The sequence below is a fragment of the Mycobacterium sp. E1386 genome (assembly GCF_001672745.1).
GTDB lineage: Bacteria > Actinomycetota > Actinomycetes > Mycobacteriales > Mycobacteriaceae > Mycobacterium.
The window spans coordinates 1-18,174 of record NZ_LZKH01000015.1; the positions used below are offsets into that span (position 1 = coordinate 1).

Annotated in this window: 13 protein-coding genes, 1 pseudogene and 1 riboswitch; of the genes and pseudogenes, 6 read left to right on the forward strand and 8 right to left on the reverse strand. The window is 66.8% G+C overall.

The annotated features are described in order from the left end of the window. Positions 1 to 1,442, reverse strand: a 1,442-nt coding sequence (locus tag A5709_RS01485; protein WP_068117475.1) for an NAD-binding protein, incomplete at its 3' end; no start/stop codon positions are given. A 695-nt stretch (positions 1,443 to 2,137) separates the two neighbouring features. Here A5709_RS01485 and A5709_RS01490 point away from each other — a divergent pair. Beyond that, a pseudogene (locus A5709_RS01490) lies at positions 2,138 to 4,066 on the forward strand (APC family permease); the annotation flags it as partial. Between the two features lie 85 nt (positions 4,067 to 4,151). After that, complete coding sequence (locus tag A5709_RS01495; protein WP_082953329.1) at positions 4,152 to 6,140, forward strand: APC family permease; 1,989 nt, start codon at positions 4,152 to 4,154, stop codon at positions 6,138 to 6,140. Between the two features lie 24 nt (positions 6,141 to 6,164). On the opposite strand, the gene A5709_RS01500 is transcribed toward A5709_RS01495, so the two are convergent. Genes A5709_RS01500 through A5709_RS01510 form a run of 3 tightly spaced genes read right to left on the reverse strand, consistent with a single transcriptional unit; the run spans position 6,165 to position 9,402 of the window. After that, entirely contained in the window at positions 6,165 to 6,899 is a 735-nt protein-coding gene (locus tag A5709_RS01500; protein WP_067789201.1) for a class I SAM-dependent methyltransferase, read from the reverse strand. Beyond that, positions 6,896 to 8,032, reverse strand: coding sequence for a homoserine O-acetyltransferase (locus A5709_RS01505; RefSeq protein ID WP_068117478.1), 1,137 nt, complete (start codon positions 8,030 to 8,032; stop codon positions 6,896 to 6,898). Before A5709_RS01505 ends, A5709_RS01500 begins: the two co-directional genes overlap by 4 nt. Before the next feature lie 11 nt (positions 8,033 to 8,043). Continuing rightward, positions 8,044 to 9,402 (reverse strand): bifunctional o-acetylhomoserine/o-acetylserine sulfhydrylase, encoded by a 1,359-nt coding sequence (locus A5709_RS01510; RefSeq protein ID WP_067949895.1) that lies wholly within the window; start codon positions 9,400 to 9,402, stop codon positions 8,044 to 8,046. A 40-nt stretch (positions 9,403 to 9,442) separates the two neighbouring features. Then, positions 9,443 to 9,564: riboswitch (SAM riboswitch) on the reverse strand. Between the two features lie 147 nt (positions 9,565 to 9,711). Between A5709_RS01510 and A5709_RS01515 the strand changes: the two genes are divergently transcribed. Further along, the gene (locus A5709_RS01515) at positions 9,712 to 11,949 is read left to right on the forward strand and encodes an NADP-dependent isocitrate dehydrogenase (protein ID WP_067949897.1); all 2,238 of its coding nucleotides are present in this window, start codon (positions 9,712 to 9,714) and stop codon (positions 11,947 to 11,949) included. Positions 11,950 to 11,982: 33 nt separating this feature from the next. Beyond that, positions 11,983 to 13,212: an NADP-dependent isocitrate dehydrogenase gene (locus A5709_RS01520; RefSeq protein WP_067949899.1), complete on the forward strand. Its 1,230-nt coding sequence runs from the start codon at positions 11,983 to 11,985 to the stop codon at positions 13,210 to 13,212. On the opposite strand, the gene A5709_RS01525 is transcribed toward A5709_RS01520, so the two are convergent. Further along, the gene (locus A5709_RS01525) at positions 13,205 to 14,002 is read right to left on the reverse strand and encodes an alpha/beta fold hydrolase (RefSeq protein WP_068117488.1); all 798 of its coding nucleotides are present in this window, start codon (positions 14,000 to 14,002) and stop codon (positions 13,205 to 13,207) included. The two genes, A5709_RS01520 and A5709_RS01525, sit on opposite strands and share 8 nt — an antisense overlap. Before the next feature lie 241 nt (positions 14,003 to 14,243). Here A5709_RS01525 and trpS point away from each other — a divergent pair, with 241 nt between their 5' ends. After that, the gene (gene trpS / locus A5709_RS01530; protein WP_068010302.1) at positions 14,244 to 15,263 is read left to right on the forward strand and encodes a tryptophan--tRNA ligase; all 1,020 of its coding nucleotides are present in this window, start codon (positions 14,244 to 14,246) and stop codon (positions 15,261 to 15,263) included. A gap of 7 nt (positions 15,264 to 15,270) precedes the next feature. Further along, positions 15,271 to 16,299: an inner membrane protein YhjD gene (gene yhjD / locus A5709_RS01535; RefSeq protein ID WP_068117481.1), complete on the forward strand. Its 1,029-nt coding sequence runs from the start codon at positions 15,271 to 15,273 to the stop codon at positions 16,297 to 16,299. Here the strand turns inward: yhjD and A5709_RS01540 are convergent. The 3 genes from A5709_RS01540 to nagA all read right to left on the reverse strand — a co-directional run bounded on the left by A5709_RS01540 (position 16,296) and on the right by nagA (position 18,127). Continuing rightward, positions 16,296 to 16,574: a hypothetical protein gene (locus tag A5709_RS01540; RefSeq protein ID WP_068117483.1), complete on the reverse strand. Its 279-nt coding sequence runs from the start codon at positions 16,572 to 16,574 to the stop codon at positions 16,296 to 16,298. The genes yhjD and A5709_RS01540 overlap by 4 nt on opposite strands. Continuing rightward, positions 16,571 to 16,939, reverse strand: coding sequence for a DoxX family protein (locus tag A5709_RS01545; RefSeq protein WP_068117491.1), 369 nt, complete (start codon positions 16,937 to 16,939; stop codon positions 16,571 to 16,573). The genes A5709_RS01540 and A5709_RS01545 overlap by 4 nt, the downstream gene beginning before the upstream one ends. Positions 16,940 to 17,005: 66 nt before the next feature. Then, positions 17,006 to 18,127 carry an N-acetylglucosamine-6-phosphate deacetylase gene (nagA, locus tag A5709_RS01550; RefSeq protein ID WP_068117485.1) on the reverse strand — a complete coding sequence of 374 codons (1,122 nt, stop codon included), beginning with the start codon at positions 18,125 to 18,127 and terminating at the stop codon, positions 17,006 to 17,008. Positions 18,128 to 18,174: the final 47 nt, after the last annotated feature.

The following is an 18,174-nucleotide window of genomic DNA, read 5'->3' on the forward strand; positions in this document are numbered from 1 at the left end:
CCCATCGCCGCGCCGATGAACCACGGTGCGGCCAGTTCGACTGTGGACCGGACGTTTTCGAAGCCGAACCGCTGGGCGACGGCGGAGCCCAGGTCATGGTCGTACACCCGCAGAACAAGCGGGACCTTGCTCCATCGATTGCCCAGCGGGGCGGGCTCGGAGCCCAGCATTTCGCGAACCACGATCCCGGTCTCGATGTTGACCATGTCGTCTCGGGTCAGCACCGCGACCGCGCGGGCGCTGTCGACCCGGGCCGCTTCCAGGGTCGGGCGTAGGGTCGCGTCCCCGAAGATGACCGGAACGTCGAGCTCGGCCGTCGTCGACAGGAAAGGATTGTTCTGGTCGCGCTCGATCACTGCCACGTCGTAACCGGCCTCGGTCAGGTCGGTGACGACCCGGACCCCGAGCGCGCTCAATCCGACCACGATGATGTGGTTGCGCAAGTGGCGTGCCCGCGGGCGTGCGGACAGCGTCAGAAAGCGCCGCGATAGCAGCACATCGGCGATGAAGGCGACAAGCAGAGCGGTGGTGGTCACGCCGGCCAGCATCAGTACGGCGGCGTAGAGCCGCAGCCAGGTCGGCTGTTTGGCGAAGCTGAAGTCGCCGTAACCCGTCGTCGTGATCGTCTCGTTGGTGAAGTAGAACGCGTCGGTCCAGGACATCCCAGGGTGCGTGTAGGAGAAATGCAGCAGCGTCGTCGAGCCGATGACCAACAGCATCAGCGCGGCGATCACGGGGTAGAACGCGGGGTTGACCTCGTCGGGCAGGGCACGTGCGGCATACAGGACCCGGCGCACTCGCGACTGGCGTGCACGCATGCGGTCCCGGCGCGGCACCTTGACGCCGCAGGCCGCGACCTCCTCGGTGGTACCGATCATCGCCGTCCAGTCGCCTGCGCTGACCCGCAGGTCCCGCCCCGGGCATACCAGGACCTCGCCGGCGTTGGCCGCGTTCTCGTTGGGGACCATCGCTACCGGGGCGAGGTCGCCGTAGATCTCCCGCAGCGACGCATCGAACGGGGCCTCGGCGCCGAAGGCGACGAAGTCGATCCCCGCCACCTCGAACGGGTGCGTGGTGCGCGCCAGGCACGCCTCGACCACCGCAGCGCCCGCGAGGTCGGCAACACCGAGGATGGCGTTCGGGCCCTCGTCCGCGGCAACGGCCTCGCGCAGTACGTCATTGGCCACCCGGGCCACCACGCGGATGTCCGGGTTGGCCTTCCGCGCCAGCAGCGCAATCTCCAGATTGGTTGCGTCGTCATCTCCGGCGCAGACCACAGCCGACGCGGTGGCGACTCCCGCCCTGGCGAGTTCGGTCTTGACGCGGGCGCCGGCGAGTTCCGCATCGAGGAGCCTCGCGACGCGCGCGCCCGCCCTCTTCAGCTCGTCGACGATGGTCGACGCCAGCGCGTCATCACCGCTGACGATGATGCACTGGGTCATGACGTTTCACTCCTCCGCAAAACACGGTGTCCCTTCCCCTGAGCATTGATCTGGACTGGTGGCTTCACGCGTCCGGCCGGGCAGTGACGCGAAACCGATGTGGCACAAGCACTTACTTTGCCGAGACGGATATCGCGCGCTACTCCAAGGAAATGACGATCGAATTCGATGCTAACAGACAGATTCAGGATGCGGCGCGCACGAACTCGTCTGTCCCGCAGATGAAGCGCACCGCGACGCCGCATTTCGGGCTCTGAATCAACTGGAGCACAGGAGAACTCAATTTCTACAAGCGCGGATTGTGTCAAATGGTATAAAGGAAGTGATGCGATGGCACCCAGAAGGGCTGCTGTACAACACCTTTGATTTATCTGTGCGTTTACTGTCGATATCGGACGACCCGCGCGCGACCTGTTATGGGGCGAAGTGCCTTATCTCTCAACGGTGTTGACGCGGAGCGCCAATCCACTCGAAATCCGAGCCTTTATTACCAATGGCGTCATATTTGTTACGTGCAAGTCAACCGCTGAGAGTGTGCTGGCAGTTCTTCTGGTAATTTCCTGTGTTTATCGATGCTGGCCTGATAAGGCGGGGCGACAAAAACAATTGCGGCAGATACGCTTTCGGCGAGCTGCATGGCTTGCCATTAAGAGGTTCACGTATGGGAGGAAGGAATATGTTCTGTGCCAGCATCTTTGGCTGATAGGCGTCCTGGCGAGCACAGGGCATGGTCGTCCCTGTCCGACGTGTGCAAGCGGGGCTTCCTCGGCAAGCCCTTGATCAACTCGCAGCTCGAGCACGAGAAGCTGTCCAACCCGGTTGCGCTCGGGGTACTGTCACCCGACGCGATCTCCTCGACCGCATACGGGTCCGAGCAGATCATGATCGAACTGTTGCCGGCAGCGGGGATGGCCGCGTTCGCACTGCTGCTGCCGATCACCGGCGTCATCCTCTTGATCCTGGTGTTGGTCGCCGCGTCCTATCGGCAAGTTGTCATGGTCTATACGCGGTCCGGCGGATCGTACGTGGTCGCACGCGAGAACTTCGGTCCTCGGGTGGCGCAGGTCGCCGCCGCGGCGCTGCTGATCGACTACGTGGTCACGGTCGCGGTGCAATGCGCTGCCGGGACGGTCGCGGTGGCATCGGCGTTGCCGGTGCTGGGCCCCTACAGCCTCGAGATCACCGTCGGCATGGTGTTGTTGATGTGCTTTGCGAACCTGCGCGGTCTGCGCGAAGCGGGGGCCCGTTTCGCGGTGCCCACCTACGCGTTCGTGGCCATGGTGTCGCTGACCATCGTTGTCGGGGTCATCCGCGAGCTTTGCGGAAACCTGCCGACATACGATGCCCAGCACATCGCCGGAGCGGTGCCGGTTCACCAGGGCGGCGGATTGGTGATGGGCGCGACGGTTCTGATCGTGTTGCGCGCGTTCGCCAACGGTGGCTCGTCACTGACCGGAGTCGAAGCCATATCGAACACAGTCACCACCTTCCGCAAGCCGGAAGGCATCAACGCCCGGCGAGTGATGACGATCATGGCCTGCATCCTCGCGTTCTTGCTTGCGGGCGTGGCGTGGCTGACCCACGTGACCCATGCCGTCCCGTACACCGACGGATACCCGTCCATGTTGTCCGAAATCGCGCGGGCGGTCTTCGGGCACGGCGCGATCGGCGGTGTGCTCTACGCGTTGGTGCAGGCGTCGACCGCGGCGATCCTCTATACCGGTGGCAACACCAGCTTCAACGGCTTCCCCGCGCTGGCGAGTTTCGTTGCCGGAGACCGGTTTTTACCGCGTCCGCTGATGAAACGCGGCCATCGCCTGGTCTTCTCCAACGGCATCATCGCCCTGACCGCCCTGTCGATCGCGTTGCTCCTCATCACCGGGGGCTCGGTTGATGCGTTGGTGCCCTTCTACGCGATCGGCGTGTTCACCGGATTCTCGATGGCCGGCTATGGGATGACGAAGCATTTTCTGAGCACGCGCGGCCCAGGTTGGCGGCGCAAGGTGGTGGTCAATTTCTCCGCCGGGATCCTGTCGACCGTCGTGGTGGGGATCTTCGCGGTCGCCAAGTTCAGCGAGGGCGCCTGGCTCATCGTCGTCGTCTTCCCGCTGCTGGTGCTCGCGCTGATGCGGCTGAACCGGCAGTACCGCGCGGAGGCTTCCGTGCTGGAGATGTCACGCACGGAAAAGCCGGTGCTGGCCCGCTACACCCGGCACCGGGTGTTGGTCTTCGTGGACGCCATCGACCTTGCGGAGGTCGAAGCGCTGCGGTATGGGAATGGACTGCACGCCGACGAGCTGACCGTCGTGCATTTTGTGATCGACGCCGATCATGCCGCCCGGCTGCAGAAGCGTTGGGAGGTCTTCGAACACGACACCCCGCTACGTTTGGTGGCCTGTCCCGATCGGCACCTGGGCCGCGCGGCGCACGAGTTGGTTCTGCAGCTGCTCAAGGAGCATCCGGACACCAAGGCGACGGTGCTGCTGCCACGCCGGACTTATTCGCCGCTCGTCGGCCGACTGCTGCACGATCGCACGGCAGACAAGATCGCCCGCGCCGTCAGCCGCATTCCGGGTGCGGTCGCGCAGATCGTGCCCTATGACATCGAGTCCCGCATCGCGGAGGTCACCCGCGCGGGATGACGTTATCCGGTCTCGAGTTGGCCCGGTCCTTGTCCAATGTCTTGAAAGCCCGCGAGGAAGGGATGCTGTGACGCAGCCGAGTGGCGGGATACCGCTCTCCATTACCGACAAGTGCAAGCGAATTTTCCTGGGACAGCCGCTCACCACCGATCAGCTGGACGGGGAGAGGTTGTCGAATCCCGTTGCACTCGGCGCGCTCTCACCCGACGCGATTTCCTCGACCGCGTACGGCACCGAGCAGATCATGATCGAACTGCTGCCGGCGGCCGGGATGGCGGCTTTCGCGTTGGTCCTTCCGATCACCGGGGTCATCCTGGTGGTCCTCGCGTTGGTGGCCGCGTCGTACCGCCAGGTGGTCATGATCTACACGCGGGCCGGTGGGTCCTACACGGTCGCGCGGGAGAACTTCGGTCCACGCGTGGCGCAGGTCGCGGCGGCCGCGCTGCTCATCGATTACGTGGTCACCGTGGCGGTGCAGCCCGCGGCCGCGACGGTGGCGGTGGTGTCGGCGATCCCTCAGCTGCGGCCCTATCACCTGGAGATCACGCTGGCGGCGGTGGTCCTGATCTGCCTGGCCAACCTGCGCGGGCTACGACGGTCGGGGCGCACGTTCGCGATGACGACCTACGCGTTCGTCGGCATGATCACCGTGACGATCCTGACCGGATTCGTTCGTGAAATGATCTGGGGATTGCCGAGATACGAACCGCAGCACATCGCAGGCGCGGTGCCGGTGCATCAGGGCAGCGGGCTGGTGATGGGCGCGACCATCCTGATTGTGTTGCGCGCGTTCGCAAACGGCGGCACCTCACTGACCGGTCTCGAGGCGGTGTCCAACACCGTCAACGTCTTCCAGGAACCCCGGGGTGTCAACGCCCGTCGGGTCCTGACGCGGATGGCCTGCATCCTCGGCTTCCTGCTCGCGGGCGTGGCGTGGCTGACGCACGTCACCCACGCCACGCCCTATCGCGATGAATACCCGTCGATGCTGTCCGAGATCGCCCGGGCGGTGTTCGGCCACGGGGTGATCGGGAATGCCCTGTACTTCCTGGTGCAGGCGTCGACCGCGGCGATCCTGTTCACGGGTTGCAACACCAGCTTCAACGGCTTCCCCGCGCTGGCGAGTTTCGTTGCCGAGGACCGCTTCTTGCCTCGCCCCCTGACCAAACGCGGCCATCGCCTGGTGTTCTCGAACGGGATCTTCGTGCTGACCGCGCTGGCGATGGTGCTGCTCGTCGTCACCGAAGCCAAGGTGAGCGCGCTGGTGCCGTTCTTCGCGATCGGCGTGTTCACCGCGTTCGCGATGGCCGGCTACGGCATGGCCAAGCATCATCTGACCCGGCGCGGGCAGGGATGGCGATTCAAGCTGGCGGTGAATCTGTCGGCGGGAATCATGTCGACGATCGTGGTGGGAATCTTCGTGGTGGCCAAGTTCACCGAGGGCGCCTGGCTCATCGTCGTCATCTTCCCCTTGCTGGTGCTGGCCTTGATGCGGCTGAACCGGAAGTACCGCGACGAGGCGTCCGTGCTGGAGATGTCGCGCACGGAAGACCTCGACCTTGCGCGCCATCCGCGACTGCAGGTGCTGGTGTTCGTGGACACCATCGACCTGGCCGAGATCGAGGCGGTTCGCCTCGGCTATGGCCTGCACGCCGACGAGCTCACCGCGGTGCACTTCGTGATCGACGTCGACCATGCCGTCCGGCTGCGCGAGCGCTGGGATCGCTTCGAGCACCACACCCCGCTGTGGCTGATCAACTGTCCGGACCGTCATCTGAGCCGGGCCGCGCACGAATTGGTGCTGCGCGTCCTCAAGGACCATCCGGACACCAGGGTGACGGTGCTGTTGCCGCGCCGCACCTATTCGCCGCTGTTGGGCCGGCTGCTGCACGACCGCACGGCGGACAAGATGGCGCGTGTCGTCAGCCGCGTTCGGGGTGCGACGGCGATCATCGTGCCCTACGACATCGAGTCACGGATCGCGCGGGTGGCCCCCGCCGACGTTGATTCTCGCGCCGCCGAAGTGGTTGATCCGGTGCCGGCTGCTACGGGATGAGGATGATGACGACCCGCAGTGCCGCTACTCGGACAGCGTCGCCCGGATGCACACGGTGACATACGGCAGCGCCAGCCCGGTGGAATTCGCCAGCGCCGGATGGGTGGCCAGCAACTCGCGCACCTGCTCCAGGGTCCTGGTGCGGACCTCGGTCGGTGAGGTGATGCAGTAGCTGCGCGATGCGACCAGATCGATCAAGGCTTGCGGCGTAAGGTAATTCGTCCACTCGACCTGGTGGCGCTCCGGCTCGGTGAACGACTCGGACAGCGTGACGTCGAAACGGCCCCGGTCGCCGTCGGAGCCGATGATGTCGCCCAGCTCCCGCACCCAGCCCAGCCGCTCGTCGCGGGTGTTCCACACCAGGCCCAGCCGGCCACCCGGCCGCAGCACGCGGGCAATCTCGGGAATGGCGCGCTCGGGGTCCACCCAATGCCACGCCTGCGCGACCAGCACGACGTCGACGCTGTTGTCCGGCAACGGGATCCCCTCGGCGGTGCCCAGCAGCGCCCGGGTCTCCGGCAGCGAGGTGCGCAGCACTTCCAGCATGTCGGGAATCGGGTCGACGGCCACCACGTCCAGGCCGCGCTCCACCAGCCGGGTGGTCAGCTTGCCGGTGCCCGCACCCAGGTCCAGCACCTGTCGCGCGCCGCGCGGTAACAGCCAGTCGATGGCCTCCGGGGGATAGGAGGGGCGTCCACGCTCGTAGGCCGCGGCCGCCGAACCGAACGACAGGGAGCGGTCGTGGCGAGAGCGGGTCACCGCCGACACGCGCCTTCGCCGTCCGCCGAGCCGGCAAGATCCAACGTCTTGCGGATCAGCTCGCCGACCGCCTCGGATTCCACCAGGAAGCCGTCGTGCCCGCAGATGGAGTCGACAACGTGCAGACCGCTGCAGCCCGGCAGCAGCTCGGCGAGCTCCTCCTGCAAGCGCAGCGGGTAGAGCCGGTCGGAGGTGATGCCGCCGACCACGGCCGGCACCGGGCAACCGCCGAGGGCCTTGCGCACCCCGCCGCGGACGCGACCGACGTCGTGGCTGTTGAGCGCCTCGGTCAGCGTCACGTAGCTGCCGGCGTCAAAGCGGGCCAGCAGCTTGTCGCCCTGATGCTCGAGGTAGCTCTGCACGGCATACCGGCTGTCCTCGACGCCCTGCTTGTCGTTGCCGAACCGGGTGTCGAGCTCCGCCTCCCCGCGGTAGGTCAGGTGTGCGAAGCGGCGGGCGATGGTCAGGCCGGTATCCGGGGTGCGGCCGGTGCCGTGGTAGTCGCCGCCCTGCCAGTTCGGGTCGGCCTTGATGGCCGCGATCTGCGTGGTCTGCGTGCCGATCTGGTCCGCGGTCGCGCGCGCGCCGACCGCCAGCAGCAGGCCGGCCCGGACCCGGCTGGGGTGACCGACCATCCACTCCAAAGCCCTTGCGCCGCCCATGGATCCGCCGACCACGGCGGCCACCTCATCGATCCCGAGCGCCGCCAGCGCGGCGATGTCGGCCTCCACCTGATCGCGCACCGAAATCATTGGAAACCTTGAGCCCCAAGGCTTTCCGTCCCGTGCCAGCGAGCTCGGTCCGGTCGAACCGCGGCAACCGCCCAGCACGTTGGTGGCCACGGCGCACCAGCGGTTCGTGTCGATCGGCGCGCCGGGCCCGGCCACCCCGTCCCACCAGCCGCCGGTGGGATGCCCGGGTCCGGCGGGGCCGGTGATGTGCGAGTCGCCGGTCAGGGCGTGCAGCACGACCACCACGTTGTCGCGGGTCGGCGACAGCTCACCCCAGCGCTGAACCGCGATGCAGACATCCTCGATCACCGCGCCGCTCTCGGTGGTCAGCGAGCCGATGTGTACCAGGCCGATCTCGCCTTCGGCGGGCAGCGTCTGGGTTCCGACGTCGGAGATCGTCATCGCCGCGGCCCTTAGAACGCCGCCACGGCTTGCGGGTCGGCGCCCGAGGTTTGCGCGTCCGCACCGTACTTGCGCGCCGCGGCGAATCCCAGCTCCAGGTCGGCAAGGATGTCGTCGATGCCCTCGATGCCGACGGCCAACCGCACCAGTCCCGGGCTGACCCCGGTGCTCAACTGCTCGGCCGGGCTCAGCTGCGCGTGGGTGGTGGACGCCGGGTGGATCACCAGCGAGCGCACATCGCCGATGTTGGCGACGTGGCTGTGCAGCTTCAGGGCGTTCACGAACGCCTTGCCGGCCTCGACGCCGCCGGCCAGCTCGAAGGCCAGCACCGCGCCGGTTCCCTTGGGCGCCAGCTTCTTCGCCCGCTCGTGCCACGGCGAGCTGGGCAGCCCCGCGTAGTTCACCGACAGCACGCCGTCGTGGCCGGCCAGGTACTCGGCCACCCGCTGCGCGTTGGCGACGTGGCGCTCCATGCGCAGGCTCAGCGTTTCGATGCCCTGGGCCACCAGGAACGCGTTGAACGGCGAGGCCGCGGAGCCGAGGTCGCGCAGCAGCTGCACGCGCGCCTTGAGCGCATACGCCGGCGGCCCGAGCTCGGCGAACACCACGCCGTGGTAGCTGGGATCGGGCGTGGTGAATCCGGGGAAGCGGCCCTGCGTCCAGTCGAAGGTGCCGCCGTCGACGATGACGCCGGCGATCGCCGAGCCGTGCCCGCCGAGGTACTTGGTGGCCGAGTGCACCACGATGTCGGCGCCGTGCTTGAACGGCTGGATCAGATAGGGCGTGGCGATGGTGTTGTCGACGATCAGCGGTATCCCGTTGGCGTGCGCGACGCCGGCCACCCCGGGAATGTCCAGCACGTCGATCTGCGGATTCGAGATCGTCTCGCCGAAGAACGCCTTGGTGTTCGGTCGCACCGCGGCCTGCCAGGAATCCAGGTCGTCGGGGTCGTCGACGAAACTGACCTCGATGCCGAGCTTGGCCAGCGAGTAGTGGAACAGGTTGTACGTGCCGCCGTAGAGCCGCGGGCTGGAGACGATGTGATCCCCGGCACACGCGAGGTTCAATATGGCGAAGGTCTCAGCGGCCTGCCCGGAGCTCAGGAAGAGCGCGGCCACACCGCCCTCGAGCGCGGCGATGCGTTGCTCGACGACGTCGGTGGTCGGGTTGCCGATCCGGGTATAGATGTTGCCCGGAACCTCCAGACCGAACAGGGCGGCGGCGTGGGTGGTGTCGTCGAAGACGTACGACGTTGTCTGGTAGATCGGCAGGGCCCGGGCGTTGGTCGCCGGGTCCGGGTGCTGACCGGCGTGCACCTGCTTGGTGTCGAAGGACCAATTCGCACTCGGATCACTGTTGTCGTCGCTCATGGAAAGCTTCCCCTGTCTGGCTCAGGGGCCCGTCATGGCGGACCCGCGCTTGCCGGATAGCCGCTGCTATGGCTACTCAACCTGGTCATCACCCGGGGCACCCCACCGCGGTTGGAGGGTTGCCGGCCAGCAAGCCGGGGCTTGATGCTGGCGCTCATGACCAATACGAAGATTAGCTTACTGTGCCGACTTCGTGCCAATGGCAGGTCGACACCTGCCCAAACGCCCTTGATAACGTGGCAGGAAGAACGCTGAGCCCCCCAGAGATCTGACCGATATTCGAAGATTTTTCACGCCGGGAGAGGGACCGTGAGCGCCGAACAGCCGACCGTCATCTACACACTGACCGACGAGGCGCCGTTGCTGGCGACCTACGCGTTCCTCCCGATCGTGCGCGCCTTCGCCGAGCCGGCGGGCATCCAGATCAAGACCAGCGACATCTCCGTCGCCGCCCGGATCCTCGCCGAGTTTCCCGAGCACCTGACCGAAGAGCAGCGGGTCCCGGACAACCTGGGGGAGCTGGGCCGGCTGACGCAGCTGCCCGACACGAACATCATCAAGCTGCCGAACATCAGCGCCTCGGTGCCCCAGCTGATCGCCGCCGTCAAGGAACTGCAGGGCAAGGGCTTCAAGGTTCCGGACTTCCCGCAGAGCCCGAAGACCGACGAGGAGAAGGAAATTCGCGCCCGCTACGGCAAATGCCTGGGCAGCGCGGTCAATCCGGTACTGCGCCAGGGCAACTCGGACCGGCGCGCGCCCAAGGCCGTCAAGGAGTACGCCCGCAGGCATCCGCACAGCATGGGGGAGTGGTCACCGGCCTCGCGCACCCACGTCGCGACCATGCGGCACGGCGACTTCTACCACGGCGAGAAGTCGATGACGCTGGACCGCGCGCGCAACGTGAAGATGGTGCTGGAGACCAAGGGCGGGAAGACCCTCGAGCTCAAGCCCAAGGTCGAGCTCCGCGAAGGCGACGTGATCGACAGCATGTTCATGAGCAAGAAGGCCCTGGTCGAGTTCTACGAGGAACAGATGCAGGACGCCTACGAGACCGGCGTGATGTTCTCACTGCACGTCAAGGCGACGATGATGAAGGTCTCGCACCCGATCGTCTTCGGCCACGCCGTCAAGGTCTTCTACAAGGACGCCTTCGCCAAGCACCAGGAGCTCTTCGACGAGCTCGGCGTCGACGTCAACAACGGATTGGTCGATCTCTACAGCAAGATCGAGTCGCTGCCCGCCTCGCTGCACGAGGAGATCATCCGCGACCTGCACGCCTGCCACGAACATCGCCCCGAGCTGGCCATGGTCGATTCGGCCAAGGGCATCACCAACTTTCACTCGCCCAGCGACGTGATCGTGGATGCCTCGATGCCGGCGATGATCCGGGCGGGCGGCAAGATGTGGGGCGCCGACGGACGGCAGAAGGACACCAAGGCCGTCAACCCCGAGTCGACGTTCTCCCGCATCTACCAGGAGATCATCAACTTCTGTAAAACCCACGGGCAGTTCGACCCGACCACGATGGGCACCGTGCCCAACGTCGGCCTGATGGCGCAGCAGGCCGAGGAGTACGGGTCGCACGACAAGACGTTCGAAGTCCCCGAAGACGGCGTCGCCAACATCGTCGACCTCGACACCGGGGAAGTCCTGCTCACGCAGAACGTCGAGTCCGGCGACATCTGGCGGATGCCCATCGTCACCGACGAAGCGATCCGCGACTGGGTCAAGCTGGCCGTCAACCGGGCGCGGAATTCGGGCATGACGGTGGTGTTCTGGCTGGACACCGAACGCCCGCACGAAGTCGAGCTGCGCAAGAAGGTCAAGGAGTACCTCAAGGAGCACGACACCGAGGACCTGGACATCAACATCATGCCGCAGGTTTGGGCCATGCGGTACACGCTGGAGCGCGCGATGCGCGGGCAGGACACCATCGCCGCGACCGGAAACATCCTGCGCGACTACCTCACCGACCTGTTCCCGATCCTGGAGCTGGGCACCAGCGCCAAGATGCTGTCCATCGTGCCGTTGATGGCCGGCGGCGGAATGTACGAAACGGGGGCCGGCGGTTCGGCGCCCAAGCATGTCCACCAGCTGCTCGAGGAGAATCACCTGCGCTGGGACTCCCTCGGTGAATTCCTCGCTCTGGGAGCGTGTTTCGAAGACATCGGGATCAAGACCGACAACGAGCGCGCCAAGATCCTGGGCAAGACGCTCGATGCCGCCATCGGCAAGCTGCTGGAGAACAACAAGAGCCCGTCGCGCAAGGCCGGCGAACTCGACAACCGCGGCAGCCAGTTCTACCTGGCGCTGTACTGGGCGCAGGAACTCGCGCAATCCGACGACGAAGAGCTGCGCGAGCACTTCGCCGCGCTGGCCAAGTCGTTGGGCGAGAACGAGGACACGATCGTGGCCGAGCTCGCCGAGGCGCAGGGCGAGGCGGTCGACATCGGTGGCTACTACTACCCGGACAGCGAGAAGACGACTGCAGTGATGCGGCCGAGCAAGACGTTCAATGAAGCGCTGGCCGCTTCGCAAGGCTCGTAGGGTTAGGGCCGCCAAGAGAAAGTCGGGCTCGATATGTCAGGCGAACACAAGATCAAAGTCAAAGGGCCCGTAGTCGAGCTCGACGGTGACGAGATGACCCGCGTCATCTGGAAGTTCATCAAGGACATGCTGATCCTGCCGCATCTCGACATCAACCTGGACTACTACGACCTTGGCATCGAGAACCGCGACCGCACCAACGATCAGGTGACGATCGACGCCGCCTACGCCATCAAGAAGCACGGGGTGGGCGTCAAGTGCGCCACCATCACCCCCGACGAGGCCCGCGTCTCCGAATTCAACCTGAAGAAGATGTGGCTGTCACCCAACGGCACGATCCGGAACATCCTGGGCGGAACCATCTTTCGCGAGCCAATCGTGATCTCCAACGTGCCGCGCCTGGTGCCGGGCTGGACCAAGCCGATCGTCATCGGCCGGCACGCCTTCGGCGACCAATACCGCGCGACGAACTTCAAGGTCGACAAGCCGGGCACCGTCTCGATCACCTTCACACCGTCGGACGGCAGCAAGCCGATGGTGCACGAGGTGGTGTCCATCCCCGAGGACGGCGGCGTCGTGATGGGGATGTACAACTTCAAGGAATCCGTCCGGGACTTCGCGCGCGCCTCGCTCGCCTACGGCCTGAACGCCAAGTGGCCGGTGTACCTGTCCACCAAGAACACCATCCTCAAGGCCTACGACGGCATGTTCAAGGACGAGTTCCAGCGCATCTACGACGAGGAGTTCAAGGACAAGTTCGAGGCCGAGGGGCTGACCTACGAGCACCGGCTGATCGACGACATGGTGGCGGCCTGCCTCAAGTGGGAGGGCGGCTACGTGTGGGCCTGCAAGAACTACGACGGCGACGTCCAGTCCGACCTGGTCGCGCAGGGCTACGGATCCCTGGGGCTGATGACGTCGGTGCTGATGACCGCCGACGGCAAGACCGTCGAGGCGGAGGCCGCGCACGGCACCGTCACCCGGCACTTCCGGCAGTACCAGGCCGGCAAGCCGACGTCGACGAACCCGATCGCCTCGATCTTCGCCTGGACGCGCGGGCTGCAGCACCGCGGCAAGCTCGACGACACCCCGGAGGTGATCGAGTTCGCCCAGACGCTGGAGAACGTGGTGGTCGAGACGGTGGAGAGCGGGAAGATGACCAAGGACCTGGCCATCCTCATCGGCCCCGACCAGGAATGGCAGCAGAGCGAGGAGTTCCTCAACTCGATCGCCGAGAACCTGGAAAAGAAGCTGGCTAACTAGCCGAGGGGTTGGCGCCGCGGCTCGCGGTAGTGCACTCGTCGAGGAAGTCGGTGATCAGTTCGGCGACGCGCTCGGGCGCCTCGAACATCGGGATGTGCCCCACGCCGTCGAGCTTGGTGACCTGGTGGTCGTCGGGCAAATACGTGGTGAAATGCCTGCTGAACCGGGGTGCGGGCACAATCCGGTCCTTCTCGCAGATGACCAGGTGCGCCGGGACGGCGTTTTCGGCCAGCTCCTGCAGGCCGTGCAGCAGCAGCGACTTGACCAGCAGCTGGAAGTAGGCCGGGCAGTGGGCGACGTCGTCGATGCAGCCCAGCAGTTGGTCGTCGCTCACCCCGTCGGGCCGTGCGCTGATCGCGTAGGTGGCCAGCTGGCGGCTGAACGGCAGGCGCATCACCTTCGGGCCGAACAGCCACGCCAGCACCAGCAGCGGAATGCCCAGGATGAACTTGGCGATCACCTCGAACTTGGCCGGGCTCCAGCGCGTCCACCCGCCGGCCGGGGCGATGCCCATGACGCTGCGCGCACGGCCGCGCCGCTCGAGTTCGAACGCGACCCAGCCGCCCAGCGAGTTGCCCACGATGTGGGCGGTGTCCCAGCCCAGCTGGTCCATCTGCTGTTCCACGTGGTCGGCCAGGACCGCGGAGGACAGAAACCAGGTGCCGGCGGAGGGGCCGCCGTTGTGGCCGGCCATCGTCGGTGCGAACACCTCGTACCGCCCGGTGTCGGCCAACCGCCGGGCGACGTCCTCCCATACCGCCTGGGACAGCAGGAATGGGTGCAGCATCAGGACGGGCTCGCCCGACCCGAGGTGGATCGGTGGCCGCGTCCCCGTGTTGGTGTTCGTCCTCTTGCTCCCCATACCGCCGACACTAAATGCGGTACCGCCGGTACCGCAAGCGAGCGGCGCAGTGCCCCCGCCCGCGCGCGAACGTGAAGCTGGCCGCACACTCGGCGACGAGTGTGAAGCTGGCCGCACACTCGGCGGCGGCAGGTGCCCCGAAAGACCCGCGTGAAAAGATCGGTGCATCATGAGCACCGCTACCGGATCCCGCCGGATTTTCTCCGGCGTGCAGCCCACCTCCGATTCGCTCCACCTGGGGAACGCCCTGGGTGCCATCACCCAGTGGGTCGCGCTGCAGGACGACCACGAGCCCTTCTTCTGCGTGGTCGACCTGCACGCCATCACCATCCCCCAGGATCCCGGCGCGCTGCGCCGCCGGACCTTGGCCACCGCCGCCCAATATCTGGCGCTCGGCATCGACCCCGCCCGCAGCACGATCTTCGTGCAGAGCCACGTGCCCGCCCACTCCCAGCTGGCCTGGGTGCTGGGCTGCTTCACCGGCTTCGGGCAGGCGTCGCGGATGACGCAGTTCAAAGACAAGTCGGCCCGCCAGGGCGGCGACTCCACCACCGTGGGCCTGTTCACCTATCCGGTGTTGCAGGCCGCCGACGTGCTGGCCTACGACGCCGAGCTGGTGCCGGTGGGTGAGGATCAGCGTCAGCATCTCGAGCTGGCGCGCGACGTCGCGCAGCGGTTCAACAGCCGGTTCCCCGACACGTTCGTGGTTCCCGACCTGCTGATCCCCAAAGCCACCGCCAAGATCTACGACCTGCAAGACCCGACGTCGAAGATGAGCAAGTCGGCGGCCACCGATGCCGGCCTGATCAACCTGCTCGACGATCCCGCCGCGTCCGCGAAGAAGATTCGCTCGGCGGTCACCGACAGCGAGCGCGAGATTCGCTTCGACACCGACGCCAAGCCGGGCGTGTCCAACCTGCTGACCATCCAATCGGCGGTCACCGGCGTCGGCATCGAAAAGCTCGTCGAAGGTTACGCCGGGCGGGGTTACGGCGACCTGAAGAAGGAGACCGCCGAGGCGGTCGTCGAGTTCGTCAGCCCGATCAAGGCGCGCGTCGACGAATTGCTTTCTGACCCAGCCGAATTGGAGGGGATCCTGGCGGCCGGGGCGCAGCGGGCCGAGGATGTGGCCGGCGAAACCGTCCGGCGGGTCTACGATCGGTTGGGTTTCCTTCCGCAGCGAGGATGAGTTCACCATGAGCGAGCCGGCCAACGCGGGTGCCCTCGACCGGCTGCGGGCCCGGTACGGATGGCTCGACCACGTCCTGCGCGCCTACCAGCGCTTCGACGACCGCAACGGCGGGTTCTTCGCGGCCGGCCTCACCTACTACACGATCTTCGCGCTATTCCCTTTGCTGATGGTCGGTTTCGCCGCCTTCGGGTTCGTCCTGGCCAGGCGGCCCGAGCTACTGAAAACGATCGACGACCACATTCGGTCCCAGGTGACCGGCGCCCTGGGCGATCAGCTGCTCGACTTGATGAACTCGGCGATCGACGCGCGGGCGTCGGTGGGTGTCATCGGCCTGGCCACCGCGGTCTGGGCGGGCCTGGGCTGGATATCGCATCTGCGCCAAGCGTTGACGGAGATGTGGTGGGACGAGCGCATCGAGTCGCCGGGCTTCGTGCGCAACAAGCTCTCCGATCTGTTGGCCATGCTGGGGACGTTCGCCGTGATCATGGCCACCGTCGGCCTGACCACCGTCGGTCACGACGCACCCCTGAGCGCGCTGTTGAAATGGCTTGGGGTGCCCCAGCTGTCGGTATTGGATTGGCTCTTTTGGCTGCTGTCGATCGTGATCTCGACGGCCATCTCGTGGTTGCTGTTCACCTGGATGATCGCCCGGCTGCCGCGCGAGAAGGTCAGCCTGGCCGACTCGGCGCGCGGCGCGCTGATGGCGGCGATCGGATTCGAAGCGTTCAAGCAAGTGGGTTCCATCTACCTGCGGGTGGTGTTGCGCAGCCCCGCGGGCGCCACGTTCGGCCCGGTGCTGGGTCTGATGGTGTTCGCCTACATCACCTCGTATCTCGTGTTGTTCTGCACGGCATGGGCGGCGACGGCATCCGACCACCCGCGCACCCGCCACGTCGCACCGCCCGCGCCGGCGATCATCGCCCCGCGCGTGCAACTGGACGAGGGGATCAGCACGCGGCAGACGCTGACCGCGATGGCGATGGGAGCCGTTGCGGGGCTGACCCTCTCCCGCCTCACCCGGTGGCTGCGCTAGCCGCCGAGGGCCGCGCGCATGCGTTCGGCGAACACCGTGGCCGCCCTCAGCGGGCGGACCATCACGGTGATCTCGTCGATGAGGCCGTCCCCCCGTGTGTGCAGGAAGTCGCAGCCCTGGATCTCCAGGTTCGCAACGGCGGCCCTGAACATGAGCGCGTGGTCGCCGGTGCCCACACCGGAGAGCTTGTGCAGCACCGCGTCGGGGGCGAATAGGCTTCCGACGCGGTCGAATTCGCCGGCTTCCACGGCGCGGCGGAAGGGGTGGTTGCTCACAGTCCGAGCGTCCTGCCGATGCCCACCGTGACGGCGGCGGCGAAGATCGCGACGGTCGCGGCGACGTTGCGTGGTTCGCGAAGGTACGCGTGCGAGGCGATGGCGCCCACCATGACGATCGCGAACCCGAATGCCGCGAGCGGGGTGAGGAACGCGGCGATACCGACCAGCCGGGGCAACAGAATTCCGATGGCGCCCAGCAATTCACAGAACGCGGTGACACGGATCACCGGCAGCGGGTACGGCGTGACGCCCGTTTGTCCGCTGGCGATCAGCCGGTCTTTCGGTTGACTGATCTTGGCCAGGCCGGACGCGGTAAACAGCGCGGCGAGCACGACCTGTAGCGTCCAAAGCAACACATTCATCATTACCTCCCACGTCGATGGCTGTTCACCTCTATGACGTGGCAGGGCCGCATGATGTGACACCGACTAGGTGGTCACCCGCCAGTCGCCCCGGACCATGACCGCGCTGACCCGCAGATCGCGGTCCAGCACAACAAGATTGGCGTCGTGGCCGGCGCGCAGGCTGCCTACCCGCTCGAGGCCGAGCGCCCGCGCCGGCGTCGCCGACGTCGTCTGCGCCGCGACGGCCAGTCCCGCATCGGCATGCACTGCGCGGAACAGCCGATCCATGGTCGCGGTGCTGCCCGCGATCGTCGACGTCCCGCGCACCCGCGCCACACCGGAGACCACGTCGACGGCCACCGCACCGAGGCGGAACGCCCCGTCACCGCGGCCGGCCGCGGCGATGGCATCGGTGACCACGGCGACCCGCTCGGGCCCCGCGGCCCCGAGCACCGCGCGCACGACGGCCGGGTGCACGTGCACGCCGTCGGCGATCAGTTCGACGATGACCCCCCGGTTTCGCAGCAGGGCGAGCACCGGCCCGGGCTCGCGGTGGTGCAGCGGCGGCATCGCGTTGCACAGGTGGGTGCCGACGGTGGCGCCGAGCCCGATCGCGTGTTCGGTCTGCTCGTAGGTGGCGTTCGTGTGTCCCACGGCCACAACCACTCCGGCGTCGCGAAAGCGCCGGATCGCCTCGTCGGCCCCGGGCAGCTCGGGTGCCAGGGTGACCATCCGGATCGCGCCGCGGCCCGCGTCGAGCACGGCGTCGATCTCGGCCGGGTCAGGGTCGCGCAGCTGGGCCGGGTCGTGTGCCCCGCAACGGGCCCGGGAGAGCCACGGCCCCTCCAGGTGGATGCCGGCGACGGTGCCGTGCCGGGCGGCCTCGGCGAGCGCGCGCACGCCGGCAAGCAACTCCGCGGGCGAGGCGGTCACCAGGCTGGCGAGCGTTGTCGTGGTGCCGTGCCGCAGATGGAATTCCGCCGCGCCGGTGATGCCGTCGCGGTCGGTGTAGGAGGCGCCGCCGCCGCCGTGCACGTGCATGTCGATGAACCCGGGCACCACGGTGGCGTCGGGGAAGTGCGCGTCGGCCGGCCGGGGCGGGACGCCCGCGCCGCAGGCGGCGATCCGCCCGCCGTCGGTCTCCAGCCAGCCCGGCCGGCGGACCTGCCCGTCGAGCACCGTGGTGCCCGCGGCGATCATGACCATCGGCCGCCGTTTTCCCAGAAGTGGCGGATTTCCTCCAGCTGGCGTCC

Bases quoted from the DNA above. Each gene is read 5' to 3' on its own strand.
- trpS (WP_068010302.1), top strand. From the start codon at position 14,244: ATGAGCACCGCTACCGGATCCCGCCGGATTTTCTCCGGCGTGCAGCCC.
- A5709_RS01510 (WP_067949895.1), bottom strand. From the start codon at position 9,402: ATGAGCGACGACAACAGTGATCCGAGTGCGAATTGGTCCTTCGACACC.
- nagA (WP_068117485.1), bottom strand. From the start codon at position 18,127: ATGGTCATGATCGCCGCGGGCACCACGGTGCTCGACGGGCAGGTCCGC.
- A5709_RS01505 (WP_068117478.1), bottom strand. From the start codon at position 8,032: ATGACGATCTCCGACGTCGGAACCCAGACGCTGCCCGCCGAAGGCGAG.
- yhjD (WP_068117481.1), top strand. From the start codon at position 15,271: ATGAGCGAGCCGGCCAACGCGGGTGCCCTCGACCGGCTGCGGGCCCGG.
- A5709_RS01520 (WP_067949899.1), top strand. From the start codon at position 11,983: ATGTCAGGCGAACACAAGATCAAAGTCAAAGGGCCCGTAGTCGAGCTC.
- A5709_RS01545 (WP_068117491.1), bottom strand. From the start codon at position 16,939: ATGAATGTGTTGCTTTGGACGCTACAGGTCGTGCTCGCCGCGCTGTTT.